The following is a 17,077-nucleotide window of genomic DNA, read 5'->3' as shown; positions in this document are numbered from 1 at the left end:
CCCCGCCCCCTGTCCTTCCACATCGCTTCCGTGTCTGTGCTGCATCGTGGTCTCCTTGCGTGGCAACGCCGCATGCGAGCGCCGCATCAATGCTGCCGGTATTGCATGCGCAGCTTGTGTTTCTCGATCTTTCCGGACGGCGTGCGCGGCAGGGCGTCGACCACGCGCACATGGCGCGGTACCTTGTAGCCAGCCAGCCGTTGCCGGCAGTGCGCGATGACGTCCTGCGGGTCCAGGCTGGCGCCGGGTTTCAGCACCAGCAGGGCCATGCCGACCTCGCCCCAGCGTTCGTCGGCGACGCCGATCACCGCCGCCTCGGCCACCTGCGGCAGCGCGAACAGCGCCTGCTCGACCTCGGCCGGATAGACGTTCTCGCCCCCGGAAATGAACATGTCCTTGGCGCGATCGACGATGTAGTAGTCGCCGTCGGCGTCGACATAGGCGATGTCGCCCGAATGCAGCCAGCCGTCGCGCAGCGCGGCCGCGGTCGCCTCGGGCAGGTTCCAGTAGCCCGGCGTCACGCCCGGCCCCTTGATCAGCAGCTCGCCGCGCTCGCCGGGCGCGACATCGTTGCCGAGCGGATCGACCACGCGCGTCAGCATCGAGCCGACCGGCTTGCCGATCGTGCCGGGCTTGCGGCGCGCGGTGTCCTCATCGGCGACGAACACGGTCGGGCCGGTCTCGGTCATGCCGAAGCCGAAGCAGATCGTCACGCCCTTGGTCTGGTACGCCTGCAGCAGCGGCAGCGGTACCGGCGAGCCGCCGGCCGCGCAGCTGCGCAGACCCGACAGGTCGGCCCGTTCGAAGTCCGGATGCTGGCTGAGGAACTGGTAGATCGACGGCACCGCGAAGAACATCGTGATGCCGGCGCCGGACCGCGCATCGAGCCGCGCCAGCGTGGCGCCCGCGTCGAACTGGCGCGCGACATGCACGGTGCCGCCGGCGTGCAGCACCGGATTGGCATACAGGTTCAATCCGCCGGTATGGAAGAACGGCAGCACCGCCAGCATCACGTCGTCGCGGGTGATGCGGTTGGCGATCGTCGCGTTGACGGCGTTGAAGAACACCATGCCGTAGGTCTGGATCACGCCCTTGGGCCGGCCCGTGGTGCCGGAGGTGTACAGCAGATGCCAGACCTCGTGCTCGTCGCGGCAGGGCATCTCGACGATGCGCCCGGACGCCGCGGCCAGCACTGCCTCGTACTCGGTCCAGCCGGCCGGCACATCGGCCGCCTCGTCGTCCGCCAGATGCAGCACCGCGCGCAACGCGCGTCCGCGTGCCAGTTCGGCGACCACGTGCAGGAATCCGTCGCCGGCGACCAGCACCTGCGGCGTGCAGTCGTCCAGAATCGGCTTCAACTCGGCCGGCGCCAGCCGCCAGTTCAGGCACACCATCACCATGCCGGCCTTGGCGCAGCCGTACAGCATCTCGAGATAGTCCGAGCTGTTGTGCGCCAGCACGGCGACGCGGCTGCCGGGTGAGAGCGCGAGCGTCTCGCTCAGGTATTCGGCGAAGCGGCTGGCGCGCTCGTCGAACTGGCGGTAGCTGATCTGCCGGCCACTGTCGACGTCGACCAGCGCGATCTTGTCCGGGCGGTGCTGTGCGTGCTTGTGCAGCCAGTCGACTACGTACATGGGCGCCCCGCTTGGCCTGGGATCGGCATGGTGCCGGTGATGGAGTGCATCGCGCGGATGCCGATCGCGCCGGTGTCGATCGCGCCGGTGTCGATCGCGCCGGTGTGGATCGTGCCGGTGTTCATTGCGCCGGTGTTCATTACGCCGGTGTTCATTGCGCCGGTGTTCATTGCGCCGGTGTTCACTGCGCCGGTGTTCATCGCAAGGCTCGCAGGCGCCCGACGATGCCCTGCGGGAAATAATAGACGCTGAGCACGAACAGCAGGCCCAGCCACAGCAGCCAGCGATCCGGATGCAGCAGCGACGACAGCAGCGGCAGCGCCGCGGTGGCCTCGCTGGCGAGCTTCATCACGTCCTGCAGATAGGTCTGCGCCAGCAGGAACAGCACGGTGCCGATCACCGCGCCATACATCGTGCCCATGCCGCCGATCACGACGATCAGCAGGATGTCGACCATGATCTCGAACGACAGCGAGGTATCCGGGCCGTTGTAGCGCAGCCAGATCGCCATCAGCACGCCGGCCAGCGTGGCGAACGCCGCCGACAGCACGGTCGACACGGTGCGGTAGACCACGGTGCGGTAGCCGATCGCCTCGGCGCGGAAGTCGTTCTCGCGGATGGCCTGCAGCACGCGCCCGAACGGCGAGTTGACCACGCGCAGCAGCAGCAGGAACAGCACCGCGGCGCCGGCCAGCACCAGGTAATACGAAAACAGCTTGCCATTGAGCGGCACGCCGAGCCATTCGCGCACCTCGCCGTCGGCGTCCTCCAGCGCGAAGCCGGGCGTCAGCAGCGCCGGCACCTTGAACGACAGCCCGTCCTCGCCGCCGGTCCAGGCCGACAGCTGCGACACCAGCGTGGCAAAGGCGGTCGCCACTGCCAGCGTGATCATCGCGAAGAAGATCGCGCGCACGCGCAGCGAGAACAGGCCGATCACCAGCGCCAGCAGCATCGACACCGCCAGCGCGCCGACGATGCCCGCCAGCAGCGCGCCCCAGCCGGGCTCGAAACGCGTCATCGCGATGGCCACGCCGTAGCCGCCGATGCCGAAGAACATCGTGTGCGCGAACGAGACGATGCCGGTGTAGCCCAGCAGCAGGTCGTAGCTGGCCACCAGCACCACGAAGATGCAGATCTTGGCGGCCATGTTCAGCGCCCGCGCGCCCGGAATCAGGAACGGCGTGCAGACCAGCGCCAGCAGCAGCAGGAGCAGCAGCACCGTCAGCGTGCGGCTGCGCGGGGTATCGCCGGAGAGCAGTCGGATCATGATGCGGTCGGTTTCTCGAAGAGGAAGCAATGACGGCGATGCACGGATGGCCTGGCAACGATGCGATGGGCGGCTCTGGCGGCCGCTTCAGCGCCGGGCCACCGGATACAGGCCCTGCGGCCGCCACAGCAGGATCAGCACCATCAGCAGGATGTTCGAGAACAGCGCCACCTTGGGAAACAGGAAGCCGGTGTAGTTGGCCATCAGCCCGACCAGCAGCGCGCCGACGAAGCAGCCGGCGGTGGAGCCGAGCCCGCCGATGATGATCACGATGAAGATCAGCACATTGACCTGCGCGCCGATCGACGCGGTGATGTTCTGCTGATAGAGGCCCCACAACACGCCGCCCATGCCGGCCAGCCCTGCCCCGACGGCGAACACGCCGACGAACAGCCGGCGCACGCGATAGCCCAGCGCCTCGACCATCTCGCGGTTCTCGACGCCGGCGCGGATCAGCAGGCCGATGCGCGTGCGGTTCAGTACGAGCAGCATCGCGAGGAAGACCACCAGCCCGAGCACCACCGCGATCAGCCGGTATTTCTCGATCGCGGCGTCGCCCAGCAGCACCGCGCCGCGGAAGCTGGCGGGCAGCGTCAACGCGATGGTCTCCGGTCCCCAGATCGCCTTGATCAGCTGCTCGGCGACGATCATGCCGCCCATCGTGATCAGGATCTGCTTCAGGTGCTGGCCGTAGACCGGGCGCACCATCACGCGCTCGAAGGCCAGGCCCAGCACGCCGGCCACCGCCATCGCGGCGACGATCGCCAGCGCGAACACCGCCAGGTTCAGCGCCAGGCTGTCGGCCTCGACCCAGGGCGCCAGCGGCAGCAGCACCGAAGCCGCGATATAGGCGCCCAGCGCGATGAAGGCGCCGTGGCCGAAGTTCAGCACGTCCATCAGGCCGAACACCAGCGTCAGCCCCGACGACACCACGAAGATGATCATGCCCATCGCCAGCCCGGCGATGGTCAGCGTCAGCCAGGTCGAGCCGCTGCCGATCAGCGGCCAGGCCAGCAGCATCAGCAGCGGCGCCAGCGCCAGCGGCAGCCAGTCCAGGCGGGCGGCCGGCAGATCGGCGGCGCCTGCCGGGGCGGCAGTGGCCGACTCAGTGGTCGACCCAGTGGCCGACCCGGTGGCCGGCGCTGTTGCCGACGCTGTTGCTGATGCTGCGGGATGCGCTGCGGCGGATTCGGACACGGTCCTGCCAGCGGTCATGGTTCGGTTTCCTCGCACAATGGCACGCCAGGTAGCACGCCCGGTGGCGCGGATGGGAGCGTATAAAACGGGTTCGCCAGCATCACTGGTCACTGTTCACTGATGCGCGGCCAGCGACAGCCCCAGCAGGCGCTGCTGCAGGCCCTCGTCGGCGGCGAGCTCGGCCATGGAGCCGGCGTGCACCACGCGGCCGTCGTCCATCACCGCCACCGTGTCGCCCACCGCGCGCGCCATCTGGAAGTTCTGCTCGACCAGCAGCATCGACACCTCGGTCTGCTTCAGCTCGCGGAACACCGCGATCATGTTCTGGATGATGGCCGGCGCCAGCCCCTTGGTCGGTTCGTCGACGATCAACAGCCGGCGCGGTTCGACGATGGCGCGCGCGACCGACAGCATCTGCTTCTGCCCGCCGGACAGCACGCCGGCGCGCTGATGCCAGAACACCTTCAGCGCCGGGAACATGCGCAGCACCCAGTCGAGCCGCCGCGGATCGGCCGGGCCCTGGCGCGCGGCCAGCCGCAGGTTCTCCGCCACGGTCAGGTCCGAGAACACGCCCATGTTCTCGGGCACGTAGCCGATGCCGGCCTGCGCGATCGCCGGCGTATCGAGCGCGGTGATGTCCCTGCCGTCGAATTCGATCCGCCCTGCACTCGCGCGCCACAGGCCCATCACCGTGCGCAGCGTGGTGGTCTTGCCGGCGCCGTTGCGCCCGAGCAGCATCGTCACGCCGCCGCGCGGCACGTCGAGCGTGACGCCGTGCAGGATGTGATACGGTCCGATATGCGTCTGCACGTCGGCGAGGCGCAGCAGCGGCGGCGCCGCGGCGTGCGGTGCGGCGTGCGATGCGCCTTGCGGTGCGGCCTGCGGTGCGGCATTCGGGACGGATGGCGAGGCGGTGCGTTCAGACATCAAGGCCCTCCCCGTCGGCCGGCAGGCCCAGATACGCCTGCTGCACGATCGGCGAGGCGATCACCTCGGCCGGATCGCCGTCGGCCATCAGGCTGCCGTTGTGCAGCACCACGATGCGGTCGGCCAGCGAGCGCACCACGTCCATCTTGTGTTCGACCAGCAGCACGGTGTGCGAGCGCTCCTGCTTGATCTCGCGGATCAGGTCCAGGATCACCGGCACCTCGTCGACGCTCATGCCGGCGGTCGGCTCGTCGAACATGAACACGCGCGGGCGCAGCGCCAGCAGGATCGCGACCTCGAGCTTGCGCTGGTCGCCGTGCGGCAGCGCGGCGACGGTCAGGTCGCGCTTGGCCGCCAGAGCGACCCGCTCCAGACAGCGCTCGGCCTCGGCATTGATGCCGCGGTGACTGCTCCAGACCGTCAGCAGATCGAGTCCGATGCGGGCCCGCGCCTGCACCGCCAGCCGCACGTTCTCCAGCACCGTCAGATTGGGAAACAGGCTGGTCAGCTGGAAGGCGCGGCCGATGCCGCGGCGCGCCTTGCCCGACGCGCTCAGGCCGGTGATGTCGCGGCCGTACAGCGCGATGCGGCCGCTGGTCGGCGCCAGCTGGCCCGAGATCAGGTTGAAGTAGGTGGTCTTGCCGGCGCCGTTCGGGCCGACGATGCAGGTCAGCTCGCCGGCGCGGAAGGCGCACGACACCGCGTTGACGGCCACATGGCCGCCGAAGCGGATCGTCAGGTCGCGCGTTTCGAGCGCCGGCTGTCCGGCCGGCGATGCGGCGCCGGTGGGTCCGCGCTGTGCATCGCCGCCGGGCAGCGGCGCGGCGCCGTCGACGGCCGCGGTGCGCGCGGCCGTGTGGGCGGCCGTGTGGGCGGCCGTGTGGGCGACCGTATGCGCGACCGTATGCGCGACCGTATGCGCGACCGTATGGGCGACCGTATGGGCGACCATGTGTGGGCCCGCGGGCGTGGCCGGGCGGGCGGCCGTGGCCAAGCGGGCGGCGCCGAGGGTGGCAGGGCTGGCTTGCACCGGGTTATCCCCCGCTTATTGCCGCTTGTTGCGGATCGGCACCTGCATCTCGTCGGGCTTGATCTCGCGGACCAGCTCGGGAACGCCCCAGGCAAACGCCGGATCGACCTTGATCTTGAAGTGGTACATCGACTGCATCGCCTGATGGTCCTCCTTGCGGAAGGTCATCCGGCCCTTGGGCGTATCGAAGGACATGCCCTCCATCGCCGCGATCAGCTTCTCGGTGCCGGTGGCGCCGCCGGTCTTCTTCAGCGCCTCGACCAGCGCGATGCCCGAGGCCATGCCGCCGGCGGTGAAGAAGTCGGGCGGGGTCTTGTACTTGTTGTAGTGGTTGGCCACCAGCCACTGGTTGGCGGGATTCTTCGGGATGCCGAAGTAGTAGTAGGTCGCGCCTTCCATGCCGGGGAAGTTCTTGTAGCTCGCCATCGCCGGCAGGATGTTGCCGCCGGTGGCGATCTCGATGCCGTAGCGCTTCGGATCGAGGTCCGCGATCTTGAACGGATTGCCGGCGCCGGCCCAGATGATGAAGATCACCTTGCGGCCGGGCTTGTCCTTCAGCGCATCGAACAGCCGCTGCGCGCCCGCGGTGAAATCGGTGGTATTGGTCGGCAGGTATTCCTCGTGCACGACCTTCGCCTGCTTCAGCGCGTCCTTGAACGCCTTGACGCCGTCGCGGCCGAACGCGTAGTCCTGCGCCAGCGTGGCGATCTGCACGCCGGGCTTGTCGAGCGCGACCGCGTTGGCGATCGCATCCTGCGACGAGTTGCGGCCGGTGCGGAAGATGTAGCGGTTCCACTTGTCGCCGGTGATCGAATCGGCCACGGCGGGCTCGACCAGCAGCACCTTGCGGTATTCCTCGGCGACCGGCAGCATCGCCAGCGCGGTGCCGGACGAGGTCGGCCCGACCGCGATATCGGCGCCGTCGTCGCTGTAGGCGGCGGCCAGCTGCGCCTTGGCGACGTCGGGCTTGCCCTGCGTGTCCTTCTCGATCACCACCAGCTTGCGGCCGTTGACGGTCATGGTGCCGCCGGTCGCGTATTCGAGGCCCATCATCAGCCCGATCTGGGTCTGCTTGGCATAGGCCTCGAGCGCCCCGGTCTTGTCGTAGACGTGGGCGATGCGGATGTCCTTGGCGGCGGCCGTGCCGGTGGCGGCCAGCAGCGCGGCGGCCAGTGCCGCGGCGAGCGCGGCGGTGCGGCGGGTGATGCGGCCGGTAATGCGGTGGCTGGTGCCGCCGCTGGTGCGGCAGGTAGTGCGGCAGGTGGTGCGGCAGGTGGTGCGGCAGGTGGTGCGGTGGGGTCCCATCGTTGTCTCCTCGGTCCTTCTTGTTTTGTCGTGGCCTGGCTGGTACCGCTGGTGTCCTTGCTTATAGCCGGCTCATCGCGCCCTCAACGCGCGCTCATCGTGGCGCCAGCCCGTGCGTGATCAGGTCGAAGGCGGTGTCGACCACCTTCTCCATCGACGCCGGCCGCTTCCAGCGCGCATAGCGCATGCCGAGGAAGTTGCTGATGCCGATCAGGCACCAGGCCCGTACCTCGGCGTCGCCCGGCACGATCTCGCCCAGCTCCTGCGCGCGGGTCAGCCGGCGGCTGTAGAGCTCGGCGAAGACCTGGAAGTACTGGCTGTAGATGGTCTCGTCGACCGAATACGAGTCGAGCACGATCCGGTACAGGTTCTTGTGGCGCGAGACGAAGGACAGGAAGGCCTTCAGGCCCAGGCGCTCGGCCTCGATCTGCGTGGTGGCCGGCGCCACATGCTTGCGCAGATGCGCGCGCACCAGTTCCAGCATGTGCTGGACCAGCGCGCGGAACACGTCTTCCTTGTCCTTGAAGTACAGGTAGAAGGTGCCCATCGCCACCTGCGCCTCCTGCGTGATCTCGGAGATCGACGCGGCGTAGTAGCCCTTCTCGCCGAACACCTTCTCGGCGGCCCGCAGCAGCGCCTCGCGCGTCTTCTGGCCGCGCGCGGTTTTCGGGATCACACAGGCTTCGGTCGGTGGCATCGGCGCCTTCGTTCAAGCGGGAATACGGTTGGGAGCAACGGAAACGCATGGCGCCGTGCAGCATCGCCGGAGCATGTTCCGGAATCGCGCATCAAGCCATGAAACCTGATAAGTGATTCATGTTTCATGGTATAAAGCAGCGAATCGGAATGTCAATAGATGGCTGTCCCAAGAGGCCCCGGCCGGCACGGCGGCGGCACGCGGCTTCGCCGCTCCTCGGGACGCGCCACGCCGCCACGGAGACACCGTTTGGACGCCGCCGATCCCTCCGCCCTGCCCGGTCCAGCCGCGCCTTCCACGGCCGCGCCTCCCGCTACCGCGCCGTGCCCTGCCGCACCGTCCCCTGCCGCACCGTACCCTGCCGCGCCGTACCCTGCCGCGCCGTACCCTGCCGAGCCGTGCCCTGCCGAGCCGTGCCCTGCCGAGCCGTCCCGTGCCGCGCCGTCCGCTGCCGAGCCGTCCTATGCCTCGCCGGCCCATGCCGCGCCGCCCTATGCCCCGCCGGACCATGCCGACCCGTCCCCGGCCTCGTTCAGCTTCACCGAATACCCCGCCCACGCGGACCTGCCCGGCTGGCGCGAGGCCGGCACCGGCAGGCCCTTGCTGCTGCTGCACGGGTGGTCGGTGCCCGGCCAGGCCTTCGCCGGCCAGGCGGCGCTGGCGCAGCGGGGCTATCGCGTGATCGCGCCCGACCATGCGGGCCACGGGCTGTCGGTGCGCTGGCGCCCCGCGGCCGGCGGCACCATCGCCGGGCTGGCCGACGGCGTGGCCGGGCTGATCGACGCGCTCGCTCTGCGCGATGCGATCGTGGTGGGCTGGTCGATGGGGGCGATGGTCGCCTGGGAGCTGGCGCGCGGCCGTCCCCGGCAATGGCTGGAGTCGCGCGTCGCCGCGATCGGCGCGATCGACATGACGCCCCGGCTGCTGACCGCGCCGGACTGGCCGCATGGCCTGCATGGCGGCTACACCGCTGCCCAGGCCGAGCAGATGGCGGCGCAGGTCCGGCGCCATTGGCACGGCATGGTGCCGCTGGTCGGCGCGGGGCTATGGGCCGACGGCGTCGAGCCGCCGGCGCACGAGGCGGCACGGGTGCGGGAATGGATGGCCGGCTGCGACGCCGGCGTGCTGGCCGAGCTGTGGCTCGACATGGCGCGGCAGGACTACCGGCAGACCCTGCGCGAGGCGACCCTGCCGCTGTTCTGCCTGTATGGGGAACGAAGCCGGCTTTACCGGCCCGCGCTGGCGGCGGCCATGGCCGCGCTGCAACCGGCTCCGCGGGTGGCGACAATCCCGGCGGCCGGCCACAGTCCGCATCTGGAGCTGCCGCAGCGCTTCAACGCGGCGTTATTGCAGATGATCGGCGGATAATCGGCGGATGATCGGCGCAGGATCGTCCGGCTCAGGCCAGCGCCCGATAGCTCCACAGCCCGAACAGCGTCAGCAGCAGCGAGCCGCTCAGGTGCAGCAGCACGTGCAGCGCCGCGGCGCCGTAGTCGCCGGCCAGCAGATTGGCGGTCAGCTCGCTGGAGAAGGTCGAGAAGGTGGTCAGCCCGCCGAGAAAGCCGGTGATCACCAGCAGGCGCCAGGCCGGGGGCAGCGAGGCATGGGTATCGAAGAAGCCCACCGCGACGCCGATCAGGAAGCCGCCGAGCAGATTGGCCGCCAGCGTGCCGTAGGGCAGCGCCGGGTTGGCGGCATTCCACAGCAGCGAGAACAGCCAGCGCAGCCAGGCGCCCATCGCCGCGCCGACCCCAACCGCGACGAAGCCGAGCGGGCTCAAGCCGGGGCTCCGGGCTGGCCTTCGCCCTCCCCGGCATCGCCGCTGGCATTGAGCGAGCGCACGCCCCAGCGCGCCAGCGCGGCCTCGTCGGTGACGCGCGCATCGACCCAGCGGGCGCCCTCGGGCGTCGATTCCTTCTTCCAGAACGGCGCCTCGGACTTCAGGTAGTCCATGATGAATTCACAGGCGGCGAAGGCATTGCCGCGATGGGCCGAGGCCACCGCCACCAGCACGATCTGGTCCTGCGGCTGCAGCGGGCCGACCCGGTGGATGATGGTCACGCCTTCGAGGGCCCAGCGCTCGCGCGCGACCGCCTCGATGCGCTCCAGCGCCTTCTCGGTCATGCCCGGATAGTGCTCGAGCTCCATCGCCTGCACCGGGCTGCCGTCGTTGACGTCCCGCACCGTGCCGATGAAGCTGGCCACGGCGCCGATGCCCGGACGCCCCGCGCGCAGCGCCGCCACCTCGGCACCGAGGTCGAAATCCTCGCGCTGTACCCTGACGCTCATCTCAGCCCCCGGTCACCGGCGGGAAGAAGGCCACTTCGCTGCCGTCGGCCACCGCGGTATCGGCGCGCGCGACCGCATGGTTCACCGCCATGCGCAGCGCCCGGCCCTCGGCCAGCGCCTCCTGCCAGACGCCGCCGCGCTCGCGCAGCCACTGCCGCACCTGTCCCACGGTGGCGACCGTGTCCGGCAGCTCGACGCGCTCCTGGGCCACCCCCAGTTGCTCGCGTACGCTGGCGAAGAACCGCAATTCGATCTGCATCGCTACCCTCTTCTCTCGACTGCTTCGGCCGCCCTCGCCGGGACTAGGCCACCAGATTGGCAAACGGCAGGAACGACACCATGTCGCCGCGCCGGATCGGCTGGTTGGGGGGATTGTCGACCAGGCCGTCGCCCCAGACCGTCGAGGTCAGCACGCCCGAGCTCTGGTTCGGGAACAGGTCCAGCCCGCCGCCTTCGTTGATCTTCACGCGCAGGAATTCGTTGCGGCGATCGAACTTGGTCAGGTCGAAGTCGGCCCGCATCGGGATGCGCCGCGGCGCGACGTCGGTCACGCCCTGCATGCGCAGCAGGAAGGGCCGCACGAACAGCAGGAAGGTGACGAAGCTGGACACCGGATTGCCCGGCAGGCCGAGGAAGGCCGCGCTGTCGGCGACGCTCGCTGCATCTCCCGTAGCGGCGGTACCGCCGGCACCGCCGCGCGCCACATGGCCGAACGCCAGCGGCTTGCCCGGCTTGATCGCGATCTGCCACAGGTCCAGCCGCCCTTCGGCCTGCACCGCCGGCTTGATATGGTCTTCCTCGCCGACCGAGACGCCGCCCGAGGTCAGGATCAGGTCGTGGCCCTGCGCCGCGCGCCGCAGCGTGTCGCGCGTGGCGTCCAGCGTGTCGGGCACGATGCCGAAATCGGTGACCTCGCAGCCGAGGTTTTCCAGCAGGCCGCGCAGCGTGAAGCGGTTGGAGTTGTAGATCGCGCCCGGCTTCAACGGCTCGCCCGGCATTGCCAGCTCGTCGCCGGTGAAGAACACCGCCACGCGCGGGCGCCGCACCACGTCCACCTGCGCCTGGCCGACCGAGGCGGCCAGTCCCAGCGCCTGCGGCGTCAGCCGCGTGCCGGTGGGCAGGATCACGGCGCCGGCCATGATGTCCTCGCCGGCGCGGCGGATCCACTCGCCGGGTCCGGGGGCATGGTTGACCACGACGAAGTCGCCGTCGGCCTGGCACTGCTCCTGCATCACCACGGCATCGGCGCCGGCCGGAATCAGTCCGCCGGTGAAGATGCGCGCCGCCGTGCCGGCTTCGAGCGGCACGCCGACATGGCCGGCCGGAATGCGCTGGGCGACCCGCAGCCGCGCGCCGGGCATCGGCACGTCGGCGCAGCGCAGCGCATAGCCGTCCATCGACGTGTTGTCGGCGGGCGGGACGTCGAGCGTGCTGGTAACCGGCTGGGCCAGCACGCGGCCATTGGCCTGCAGCGTATCGACGCGTTCGCTTTCGGCGATCGGCTGGGCGCCGGCCAGCAGCGCGTCGAGCGCCTGCGCCAGGGTCAGCATCGGGGGACGATTTTCCATGCGAGGTGCGTTGTCGTCGCGGCCCGCGCAGGCGGGAACGCAGTGTCCGGACAGGCCCCGCCTGCGCGAGGCGGCGCTTGCGGCCGCGGCGTCGGGCGGCGGCGGCAAGCGGCTGATTCGATTCGTACCAGCTCGATTGTACGAGCCGATTGTAATGACTCGGCGGCCGCCGCGCAGGCAGGCGAGGCGGCCGGTCTCCGGATTACAGCCCGGTATGCCGGGCGATGTACGCCTTGACCTGCGCCGCGTCGGCCGGCATCACCTCGAAGCGCTGCGGCAGCGCCTCGATGCCCTCGAAGGCGGCCGGACGTTCGGGCTCGTGGCCCAGCGCCTCGCGGATCGTGTCGGCGAACTTGGCCGGCAGCGCGGTTTCCAGCACCACCATCGGCGTGCCCGCCGACAGGTGCTCGCGCGCGACCTTGACGCCGTCGGCGGTGTGGGTGTCGATGGTGATGCCATAGCGCGAGGACAGATCGCGGATCGTCGCGACCCGGTCGTCGTGCGTGCTGCGGCCCGAGACGAAACCGAACTGGCGGATGCGCTCGTAGTCCGGCGTGCCGGACAGGTCGAAGCCGCCCTTGGTATCGACATCGCGGAACAGCTGCGCCAGCTTGCCGGCATCCTGCCCCAGCAGGTCGAAGATGAAGCGCTCGAAGTTGGAGGCCTTCGAGATGTCCATGCTCGGGCTGGAGGTGTGGTAGGTCTCGGCCGACTTGCGCACGCGATAGACGCCGGTGCGGAAGAATTCGTCGAGCACGTCGTTCTCGTTGGTCGCCACCACCAGCTTGTCGATCGGCAAACCCATCATGCGGGCGATATGGCCGGCGCAGACATTGCCGAAGTTGCCCGACGGCACGCAGAACGAGACCTTCTGGCCGGGGCCATCGGTGGCGAGCAGCCAGCCCTTGAAGTAGTAGACCACCTGCGCGACCACGCGCGCCCAGTTGATCGAATTGACGGTGCCGATCTTCTGGCGCGACTTGAATTCGAGGTCGTTGGAGACCGCCTTGACGATGTCCTGGCAGTCGTCGAACACACCCTGCACTGCCAGATTGAAGATGTTCGGATCCTGCAGGCTGAACATCTGCGCGGTCTGGAACGCGCTCATCTTCTTGTGCGGGCTCAGCATGAAGACGCGGATGCCGCGCTTGCCGCGCATCGCGTATTCGGCCGCGCTGCCGGTGTCGCCCGAGGTCGCGCCCAGGATGTTGAGCTCCTGTCCGGCGCGCGCCAGCGCGTACTCGAACAGGTTGCCCAGCAGCTGCATCGCCATGTCCTTGAAGGCCAGCGTCGGGCCGTTGGACAGGCCGAGCAGGTACAGCGGCGCGCCGGCCTCGTCGCCGAGCTTGCGCAGCGGCGTGATGTCGGCGGTGTTGTCGCCAGCGCGCGCGTTGCAATAGACCTCGGCGGTATAGGTCTTGCGCGTCAGCGCGCGCAGGTCCTCGGCCGGGATGTCGTCGCAGAACCTGGCGAGGATTTCATAGGCGAGGTCCGCGTACGACAGCTTGCGCCACGATTCGAGTTCGTCGGCGCTGACCTGCGGATATTGCTGCGGCAGGTACAGGCCGCCGTCCGGCGCCAGGCCGCCCAGCAGGATCTCGGAGAAGGTTTGCGGCACGTCATGGCCGCGGGTCGACTTGTAGTTCATCGTGATGGTGGCCGCCGGGCCGCGCCAGCGCCCGGGTGGGGCGGCGGCGCGGCCATCGGCAAGGCTTCAGTTCAGTTCTTCCATGCGCAGGCGGGTGACGCCCGAAAGCACCGTCGGCAGCGCCTCGATCCTGGCGATGGCGGCATTGACCTGCTTCTCGCGGGCCAGGTGCGACAGCATGATGATATCGGTCTGCGGCTCGCCCTCGCGAGACTCCTTCTGCAGCATCGCGTCGATCGAGATGCCGGAATCGGCCAGGATGCGGGTGATATCGGCCAGCACGCCGGTCTGGTCCGACACGCGCATGCGTAGATAGTAGCTGCTGGTGACTTCCTCGATCGGCAGCACCGGCACGCTGGACAGCTCGTCCGGCTGGAACGCCAGATGCGGCACGCGGTGCTCCGGATCTGCGGTATGCAGCCGGGTCACGTCGACCAGGTCGGCGATCACCGCCGAGGCGGTCGGCTCGGCGCCGGCGCCCTTGCCGTAGTACAGCGTGGCGCCGACTGCATCGCCCTGCACCAGCACCGCGTTCATCGCGCCCTCGACGTTGGCGATCAGGCGCGAGGCCGGCACCAGCGTCGGATGGACGCGCAGCTCGATACCGTCCTCGCGGCGGCGGGTCAGGCCCAGCAGCTTGATGCGGTAGCCCAGTTCCTCGGCGTACTGGATGTCGATCGCGGACAGGCGCGTGATGCCCTCGACGTGGGTCTTGTCGAACTGCACCGGCATGCCGAAGGCGATCGCGCTCATCAGCGTGATCTTGTGCGCGGCGTCGATGCCCTCGATGTCGAAGGTCGGATCGGCCTCGGCATAGCCCAGCTGCTGGGCCTCCTTCAGCACGGTGTCGAAGTCCAGGCCCTTGTCGCGCATCTCCGACAGGATGAAGTTGGTGGTGCCGTTGATGATGCCGGCGATCCACTGGATGCGGTTGGCGCTCAGGCCCTCGCGCAGCGCCTTGATGATGGGGATGCCGCCGGCCACCGCGGCCTCGAACGCGACCATCACGCCCTTGCTGCGCGCGGCCTCGAAGATCTCGTTGCCGTGCACCGCCAGCAGCGCCTTGTTGGCGGTCACCACATGCTTGCCGTTGGCGATCGCCTGCAGCACCAGCTCGCGGGCGATGCCGTAGCCGCCGATCAGTTCGACCACGATGTCGATGTCGGGATGGCTCACCACCTCCCGCGCATCGGCCACCACCTCGACCTGCCCACCGGTCAGCTCGCGTGCGCGCTCGGTGTTCAGGTCGGCCACCATCGTAATCTCGATGCCGCGGCCCGCGCGGCGGCGGATCTCCTCCTGGTTGCGCTTGAGCACGTCGAACGTGCCGCTACCGACGGTACCGATGCCGAGCAGGCCTACTTTGATGGGGTTCATGGTCAATCAGATTCCAGTTTGCAAATGGGGGAGCGCGACGGTGCGTGCGTTCGGAGCCGGCCGCGGCCGGAGTCAGGCCGTCGCGCCGTGTCGTTTTCGATAGGACTCGAGGAAGCGCCCGACGCGGCCGATCGCCTCGCGCAGGTCTTCTTCGTGCGGCAGGAACACGATGCGGAAATGGTCCGGCTTGGCCCAGTTGAAGCCGCTGCCCTGCACCAGCAGCACCTTCGATTCCTGCAGCAGCTCGTAGATGAATTCCTGGTCATCCTGGATCGGATACATCGACAGGTCGAGCTTCGGGAACAGGTACAGCGCCGCCTTCGGCTTGACGCAGGTAATGCCCGGGATCTGCGTGATCAGCTCGTAGGCCAGGTCGCGCTGGCGGCGCAGGCGGCCGCCCTCGGCCACCAGGTCGTTGATGCTCTGGTAGCCGCCGAGCGCGGTCTGGATCGCCCACTGGCCCGGCACGTTGGCGCACAGCCGCATCGAGGACAGCATGTTCAGGCCCTCGATATAGTCGTGCGCGGGCCGCTTGTCGCCCGACACCACCATCCAGCCGGCGCGGTAGCCGCACGAGCGGTAGTTCTTCGACAGGCCATTGAAGGTCACCGTCAGCACGTCGGTCGACAGCGCGGCGATCGAGGTGTGCGTATGGCCGTCGTACAGCACCTTGTCGTAGATCTCGTCGGCGAAGATGATCAGCCCGTGCTGGCGCGCGATCGCGACGATCTCGCGCAGCAGCTCGTCCGAGTACAGCGCCCCGGTCGGGTTGTTCGGGTTGATCACGACGATGGCCTTGGTGTTCGGCGTGATCTTCGCGCGGATGTCGTCCAGGTCCGGCATCCAGTCGTTGGCCTCGTCGCACAGGTAGTGCACCGGGGTGCCGCCCGACAGGCTGACCGCGGCCGTCCACAGCGGGTAGTCCGGCGTGGGCACCAGCACCTCGTCGCCGTTGTTCAGCAGCGCGTTCATCGACATCACGATCAGCTCGGACGCGCCGTTGCCGACATAGATGTCTTCCAGGCCGACGCCGTGGATGTTCTTCTGCTGGGTGTAGTGCATGATCGCCTTGCGCGCGGCGAAGATGCCCTTCGAATCCGAGTAGCCCGCCGAGTTCGGCAGGTTGCGCATCATGTCCTGCTGGATCTCCTCCGGCGCATCGAAGCCGAACACGGCCAGGTTGCCGATATTGAGCTTGATGATCTTGTGCCCCTCTTCCTCCATCTGCTTGGCCTTCTCCAGCACCGGGCCGCGGATGTCGTAGCAGACGTTGTTCAGCTTGTTGGATTTCTGGATCGGTTTCACGGCGTGGTCGGGCAGGAGTCTGGCAGGGACAAAGGGAGCATGGGGCCGCCGGTTCGTGCGGCGGCGAACAGGGAATCTGCGTAAAACAGGGGGTCGTCCGGAGCGCGCTTCGCTGCACTGCGGGGCGATGCGAGGGCAGCGCGGCCGGCAGGAAGGCAAAGGCTATAATTTAGCGGATTATGACAGACTTCGGCAGGGATCTTGCGATGCAGCGCGGCCGGACCGCGCTCGCCACCGCCCCGGTCCGCGCCTTCCCGGCGCCGGTTCTGCGACAAGTTCTCCGACAAGCTCCCCGACAAGTTCTCCGCCCAACTCCCCGACCAGTTTCCCCACAAGGTTCCCCCGTGAAACTCCATGCCGACCAGCCCAACGCCATGAACACCGTCACGGCGTATGGCCCGGGCTATATCGAGATCAACAAGGTGCGCTACACCATGTCGGTGCTGGTGATGCCCGAGGGCGAGGTACGGCCCTGGCCCGTCCAGCGCTTCGAGGACCTGGCCGCGGACCAGTTCGAGGGCCTGCTGGACCATGCCCCCGAGGTGGTGCTGCTCGGCACCGGCGACCGCCTGCGCTTTCCGCATCCGCGCCTGACCGCGGCCCTGTCCCGCCGCCATATCGGCGTCGATGCGATGGACATGCCGGCGGCCTGCCGCACCTACAACATCCTGATGGCCGAGGGCCGCAAGGTGGCGGCGGTGCTGCTGCTCGAAGACGCGGCCGCGGGCGGCTGAAGCGGCCGTCCCTGCGGTCGGCCGATGTCTGCCCGACGCCACGCTTGAACTATGCCGACGCGCCCTCATTTGCCGTGAGCACGGCCACGCCCGCGATCC

The 17,077-nt window shown here is 68.9% G+C and carries 17 protein-coding genes; 2 read left to right on the top strand and 15 right to left on the bottom strand.

Annotation, left to right across the window (positions count from 1 at the left end):
* Positions 1-86 precede the first annotated feature (86 nt).
* The 8 genes from K7G19_RS20130 to K7G19_RS20090 all read right to left on the bottom strand — a co-directional run bounded on the left by K7G19_RS20130 (position 87) and on the right by K7G19_RS20090 (position 8,057).
* Complete coding sequence (locus tag K7G19_RS20130; RefSeq protein ID WP_149319077.1) at positions 87-1,634, bottom strand: long-chain fatty acid--CoA ligase; 1,548 nt, start codon at positions 1,632-1,634, stop codon at positions 87-89.
* Positions 1,625-1,789, bottom strand: coding sequence for a hypothetical protein (locus K7G19_RS20125; RefSeq protein ID WP_226108931.1), 165 nt, complete (start codon positions 1,787-1,789; stop codon positions 1,625-1,627). Before K7G19_RS20125 ends, K7G19_RS20130 begins: the two co-directional genes overlap by 10 nt.
* 41 nt (positions 1,790-1,830) lie before the next feature.
* Positions 1,831-2,901, bottom strand: a complete 1,071-nt coding sequence (locus tag K7G19_RS20115; protein WP_150084651.1) for a branched-chain amino acid ABC transporter permease — start codon at positions 2,899-2,901, stop codon at positions 1,831-1,833.
* 87 nt (positions 2,902-2,988) lie between these two features.
* Complete coding sequence (locus tag K7G19_RS20110; protein ID WP_226108930.1) at positions 2,989-3,921, bottom strand: branched-chain amino acid ABC transporter permease; 933 nt, start codon at positions 3,919-3,921, stop codon at positions 2,989-2,991.
* 291 nt (positions 3,922-4,212) lie between these two features.
* Entirely contained in the window at positions 4,213-5,025 is an 813-nt protein-coding gene (locus tag K7G19_RS20105; RefSeq protein ID WP_226108809.1) for an ABC transporter ATP-binding protein, read from the bottom strand.
* Positions 5,018-5,764 carry an ABC transporter ATP-binding protein gene (locus K7G19_RS20100; protein WP_226108929.1) on the bottom strand — a complete coding sequence of 249 codons (747 nt, stop codon included), beginning with the start codon at positions 5,762-5,764 and terminating at the stop codon, positions 5,018-5,020. Before K7G19_RS20100 ends, K7G19_RS20105 begins: the two co-directional genes overlap by 8 nt.
* A 306-nt stretch (positions 5,765-6,070) precedes the next feature.
* The gene (locus tag K7G19_RS20095) at positions 6,071-7,261 is read right to left on the bottom strand and encodes a substrate-binding domain-containing protein (protein ID WP_149319190.1); all 1,191 of its coding nucleotides are present in this window, start codon (positions 7,259-7,261) and stop codon (positions 6,071-6,073) included.
* Positions 7,262-7,454: 193 nt separating this feature from the next.
* The gene (locus K7G19_RS20090; RefSeq protein WP_006577456.1) at positions 7,455-8,057 is read right to left on the bottom strand and encodes a TetR/AcrR family transcriptional regulator; all 603 of its coding nucleotides are present in this window, start codon (positions 8,055-8,057) and stop codon (positions 7,455-7,457) included.
* Between the two features lie 249 nt (positions 8,058-8,306).
* Between K7G19_RS20090 and K7G19_RS20080 the strand changes: the two genes are divergently transcribed.
* On the top strand, positions 8,307-9,425 hold the full coding sequence (locus K7G19_RS20080) for an alpha/beta fold hydrolase (RefSeq protein ID WP_304524173.1): 1,119 nt from the start codon (positions 8,307-8,309) through the stop codon (positions 9,423-9,425).
* Between the two features lie 31 nt (positions 9,426-9,456).
* On the opposite strand, the gene crcB is transcribed toward K7G19_RS20080, so the two are convergent.
* From crcB to K7G19_RS20045, 7 genes are all read right to left on the bottom strand, one after another.
* Entirely contained in the window at positions 9,457-9,837 is a 381-nt protein-coding gene (gene crcB, locus K7G19_RS20075) for a fluoride efflux transporter CrcB (RefSeq protein ID WP_226108807.1), read from the bottom strand.
* Positions 9,834-10,346, bottom strand: coding sequence for a molybdopterin synthase catalytic subunit MoaE (gene moaE / locus K7G19_RS20070; RefSeq protein ID WP_149319083.1), 513 nt, complete (start codon positions 10,344-10,346; stop codon positions 9,834-9,836). The genes crcB and moaE overlap by 4 nt, the downstream gene beginning before the upstream one ends.
* Position 10,347: 1 nt before the next feature.
* Positions 10,348-10,605 carry a molybdopterin converting factor subunit 1 gene (gene moaD, locus K7G19_RS20065; protein WP_053821618.1) on the bottom strand — a complete coding sequence of 86 codons (258 nt, stop codon included), beginning with the start codon at positions 10,603-10,605 and terminating at the stop codon, positions 10,348-10,350.
* Between the two features lie 43 nt (positions 10,606-10,648).
* Positions 10,649-11,896 (bottom strand): gephyrin-like molybdotransferase Glp, encoded by a 1,248-nt coding sequence (gene glp, locus K7G19_RS20060; protein ID WP_226108927.1) that lies wholly within the window; start codon positions 11,894-11,896, stop codon positions 10,649-10,651.
* Between the two features lie 220 nt (positions 11,897-12,116).
* Positions 12,117-13,562 carry a threonine synthase gene (thrC, locus tag K7G19_RS20055; protein ID WP_150084646.1) on the bottom strand — a complete coding sequence of 482 codons (1,446 nt, stop codon included), beginning with the start codon at positions 13,560-13,562 and terminating at the stop codon, positions 12,117-12,119.
* 66 nt (positions 13,563-13,628) lie between these two features.
* On the bottom strand, positions 13,629-14,939 hold the full coding sequence (locus K7G19_RS20050) for a homoserine dehydrogenase (RefSeq protein WP_149319085.1): 1,311 nt from the start codon (positions 14,937-14,939) through the stop codon (positions 13,629-13,631).
* A 72-nt stretch (positions 14,940-15,011) separates the two neighbouring features.
* A complete protein-coding gene (locus K7G19_RS20045; protein WP_149319086.1) occupies positions 15,012-16,244 on the bottom strand; it encodes a pyridoxal phosphate-dependent aminotransferase in 1,233 nt (410 codons plus the stop codon).
* Between the two features lie 344 nt (positions 16,245-16,588).
* Here K7G19_RS20045 and K7G19_RS20040 point away from each other — a divergent pair, with 344 nt between their 5' ends.
* Positions 16,589-16,978, top strand: a complete 390-nt coding sequence (locus K7G19_RS20040) for an Mth938-like domain-containing protein (RefSeq protein WP_149319087.1) — start codon at positions 16,589-16,591, stop codon at positions 16,976-16,978.
* Positions 16,979-17,077: the final 99 nt, after the last annotated feature.

It is taken from the genome of Cupriavidus sp. DB3, assembly GCF_020418465.1.
GTDB classification, from domain to species: Bacteria; Pseudomonadota; Gammaproteobacteria; order Burkholderiales; family Burkholderiaceae; genus Cupriavidus; species Cupriavidus cauae.
The sequence above is the reverse complement of the archived record's forward strand: the minus strand, read 5'-3'. Positions and strand labels throughout refer to the sequence as shown.